The following is a 4,433-nucleotide window of genomic DNA, read 5'->3' on the forward strand; positions in this document are numbered from 1 at the left end:
TTTGGAATAGTGCACCACGTATTTTTTATAGTGCAATTGAAAAATAAAAAGGTATCAGGTTTATAAAATATAAAAAACATGGTCATGATATATTTGATGTATTGCAAAGCTCTTTAACACTTTGCAATACATTGAATTTTATCGGGAATGGATTACTATGTTGTGTAGAGAATTTTATTTCAGGAATTCTTATAGAATATGTGTTTGTTTGGATGTTAGGATTGAATATTTTAACTTCTATTGATAGAATTTTCGGATGAAATAATGACTCTAGACATCCCCATACAACGGCTTCAAGTTTTTTTTACAACCCTGATAATCGATTTGAAATTAAAAATATAAGTTGTTCTAGCCGGTGTTATGGGTATTTTGATGAAGCTATAAATCAAAAGTTTAAAGATGTGTTGTTTCAAAAAGGTTCACAGAAACGGGCGTAAAGAATTGAAAAATGGTAAGTTTGTTTAGTGAAAAAACAGGTGTAACTAATGTGGCAGAATTCACTGTTTCCGAAATAGCAGGGGCTCTAAAGCGTGTTGTTGAAGAAAAGTTTGGTTATGTACGGGTGCGTGGGGAGATATCAGGGTACCGTGGTACTCATGCTTCGGGACATGCTTATTTTGCTTTAAAAGATGATAAGGCACGGTTGGAAGCTGTTATTTGGCGTGGAGTTATGGAAAAGCTCAAATTCCCTCCTGAAGAAGGGATGGAAGTAGTTGCTGTTGGTAAACTTACGACGTATCCAGGGTCATCGAAATATCAAATTGTCATCGAGGCTCTTGAACCAACGGGGGTTGGTGCTTTGATGACACTTCTTGAAAATCGTAAGAAAAAGTTTTTAGAAGAAGGCTTGTTTGATGAAGAAAAGAAAAAAACTTTGCCTTATATGCCTCGAATTTTAGGCGTTGTAACATCACCAACAGGTGCTGTTATTCGTGATATTATTCATCGTATATCCGATCGTTTTCCGTTGCATATTTTGGTTTGGCCTGTACGTGTTCAGGGGGAAACAAGTGGGAGGGAAGTGGCTGTTGCTGTTGAAGGTTTTAATGCTCTTGGTCCAGGTGGACTTATTCCAAAACCTGATCTTATTATTGTTGCACGGGGAGGAGGAAGTTTAGAAGATTTGTGGGGGTTTAATGACGAAGCTGTTGTTCGTGCTGTTTATGAATCTTCTCTTCCTGTTATTTCTGCTGTTGGGCATGAAACGGACTGGACCTTGATTGATTATGTGGCTGATTGGCGCGCTCCAACTCCTACCGCCGCAGCAGAACGGGCTGTTCCTGTTAAGCTTGATCTCGAGGTGCTGGTGGCATCGCTTGATGCACGTTTGCGCAAGGGACTCGCGCGTTATTTGGATTTTTATCGACAAAAATTGCGTGCTACTCTACGAGCTCTTCCGACTGCCGATCAACTTTTTGCTCTACCACGGCGTGGTTTGGATGAAACTTCAAGTCGATTGCAGCGTGCTCTTTGTGTAAGCTACGATAAAAAACGTTTTTCTTTTCATGCACTTGGTGTGCGTCTTTCACCGCGTTTGTTAAATAGTGAAAAAGCACAACGCAATACAAAGGAATATACGGCACGTCTTCAGCGTGCTTTTGTGCGTAGTGTGGAAAAACAACGGGCTGGGTTAGAGGTAGTATCTAGGCTTTTAAGAAGCACTTCATATCAGAATATTTTGGAGCGCGGTTTTGTTTTGGCTTTGGGGAAAGAGAATAAGCCCATTAAACGCTTGGCTCAGTTTCCTGAAATGGGGCACATAAATTTACGTTTTTTTGATGGAGATATCAGTGTTGCAACACAAGAGCCTATTTCCGCTAAACGGTCAAAACACAAGCAGATAAAGTCGCCAAGCGATGATCAAGGAACTCTCTTTTAATACGGTTAATGCCATGCTTGCGGAAGGTCTTCTTAAGGGAGTAGATGGAAAAGTTCGTTGCGCATGGGCTGGAACGGATCCACTTTATTGTGCTTATCATGATACCGAATGGGGAAAGCCTGTTTTTGAGGATATTCGTTTGTTTGAGAAAATTTGTCTTGAAGGTTTCCAAGCGGGGCTTTCTTGGTTTACAATTTTAAAAAAACGCTCTTTTTTTCGCGTTGCATTTGATCACTTTGACTTTGAAAAGATTGTTCATTACGATGAGCTAAAGGTGAAAATGTTAATGCAGAATAAAGACATTGTTCGCCATCAAGGAAAAATTCAATCAGTGCTTAATAATGCACTTAGAGCACAAGAAATTATAACAGAGTGGGGAAGTTTGTCCCGCTATTTTTGGTCTTTTCAGCCACCACAATCAGAGCGTTATGAAAAGATAGACTTTCAAACACTGTTGGCTAACCCTATGACACCTGCTTCTCTTCGTCTTTCTCAAGACTTGAAGAGACGTGGCTGGACATTCGTTGGTCCCACAATTTGTTATGCTTTTATGCAGTCCGTAGGGATTGTTAATGATCATCTTGAAGGATGTTTTTGTCGATAAATTGGCAAACTGTCTTTTGTAAGAGTAATGATCAATAGGATAATAATTGAATTATTTAATAAATGTATAGATTATACAATTCCACTGTATAAGATAATTGAAATATACAAACTATACAATATTAATGATTTTCTACTGTTGTTGGCACTAAAAACGATAAAGGTATAATTTTGAGGATGAAAAAACAGATGCCAAAAGAAGTGATACCTTAACTGTTATGTATCTGAAGTGAGATAATGGTAATGTCTTGTATGTTTTAAAGAAACATCTAGTTACACCAAGGCCCATTTTGCGACGCAGCTCATGAATACTATGACAGTAAATCCATCGTGCACTCCATCTTTACGCTTATGAAGGAGAAGATCGGCACCATCACACATTTACTAGCTCTCAATGTTGTGCAACAGTCTTTGGTATTTGTAATGGTTCAGAAGAGTTTTTTTATTTCCGTTAATAACATGACTGTTATAATTAATGAATATTTTATTCATGATTATTGACGAATGCAAAGTGGTTTTTAGATGGGGTGCTGTTGTTGCATTGTTTTACTTTGCTTGTATGATTGTCGGTTTATTTATATGTAGGTCGATTGCTCAATGCTTACCTAGGTAATAAAAATAAAATACAGCGATGAAAAATTGAAGTTAAATGACTCAAGCTGCTTGTGTTAGGTTTTATTATCTGATAACTTTCCTTCACTAGAGAGGAATTTTACTGCGTGTGAGCTCCAGTTTTGGGAGGATACTTAAGCTCAGACAGACTGGTATTCACTGCATTGCTTCGTTGAATCTCTGTATGTTTCCGCTGGAAACGAGAGTTCTGTTGCGGTATGTTGTTTTCTATTCTATTTTTATAGTGGTAAAGCAATGATGCACGCCAAAGTTTAGAAGGGTTTATATTCGTTATGTCTTTAGGGGGGAAACGTCTAATGAATTTTATTTTTATCAATGAGAGAATGCATTTTAGTGTATATTCTTTTATTGTAAGCTTTATTTCTCAAAAGATAAAGCGTGGAAGGAATGCTTCTTCTCATTTTTCCTTTATCTTTGTTAACGCGTTTGGTTTTGTTGGTAAAAACGTAAAACTTTTGACACTTAGTTTTCAAAAGATTAAGCAGATTTTTGTGGGGGGTAGCGTTTTAGAAAAGATATTTTCTTATGTCTTTCTGCTGTTTCAGTGCCGTTTTGGTCATGTAGTAAAGATGCGCCGTATCTTGAAACAGTGTTTGAGGGGGATGACTATTTTTAAAGTTTGCATATTTTATTTTAAATGTCGCCTAAAGGAATAGAATAATGAATTCATAAATTTTTGCGTAATGATTTTTTTAAAGCTCACTATTTTTGGGGCGACAAGGCTTATTGATGATTAATAGAGAACTGATATAGTGCATTATCATATGCAAAGAGGTTATGAAAAGAATGTAATACTGGTTAGCAAAACATATATTGCATGTTCGTTATGGTTTATTGAGACGTAAGTCAATGAATTTATCAAGTAGATGACTCTGTGTAGGTGATTAAAAATATAGGCGATTAGAACGTATTTATTCAATGTTATAATTATAAATTTGCTATATTATTTCAGCGTCATTAATTGATAAAAATAAATAAAGGGAAAAGTTTATGAACTTGAAGAAAACAATATTGAAAAGTAGCAGCTCTCTTGTTTCTGCTCTTATGGCTTTGGGCGTAGTTGTACAACAGGTTTCAGCAAAAACACCCGCTGATACCCTTGTGATGGCTTGGAATCTTGATGCAATCAGTACGTTTGATCCCGCACAACTTAATGATGTTTATGGAAGTGAAATTATTTACAATATTTGTGATAACTTGGTGAGTACTGCGACAGATGATCCTGCTAAAATGGTTCCCGTTTTAGCAACACATTGGGATGTTTCAGGTGATGATCACAGTACGGTGATTACTTTTCATTTACGTGATGGTTTGAAGT

At 36.8% G+C, this 4,433-nt stretch carries 2 protein-coding genes and 1 pseudogene; all 3 read left to right on the plus strand.

Going from position 1 to position 4,433, the window contains the following annotated elements:
* Positions 1-448: 448 nt before the first annotated feature.
* Entirely contained in the window at positions 449-1,879 is a 1,431-nt protein-coding gene (gene xseA, locus ACFIMA_RS08930) for an exodeoxyribonuclease VII large subunit (protein WP_375632505.1), read from the plus strand.
* On the plus strand, positions 1,857-2,483 hold the full coding sequence (locus ACFIMA_RS08935; protein ID WP_375632504.1) for a DNA-3-methyladenine glycosylase I: 627 nt from the start codon (positions 1,857-1,859) through the stop codon (positions 2,481-2,483). Before xseA ends, ACFIMA_RS08935 begins: the two co-directional genes overlap by 23 nt.
* A 1,622-nt stretch (positions 2,484-4,105) precedes the next feature.
* Positions 4,106-4,433 (plus strand): annotated as a pseudogene (locus tag ACFIMA_RS08940) (ABC transporter substrate-binding protein); the annotation flags it as partial.

This window comes from Bartonella sp. AP88HLJMH, from assembly GCF_042195605.1.
Classification (GTDB): domain Bacteria; phylum Pseudomonadota; class Alphaproteobacteria; order Rhizobiales; family Rhizobiaceae; genus Bartonella.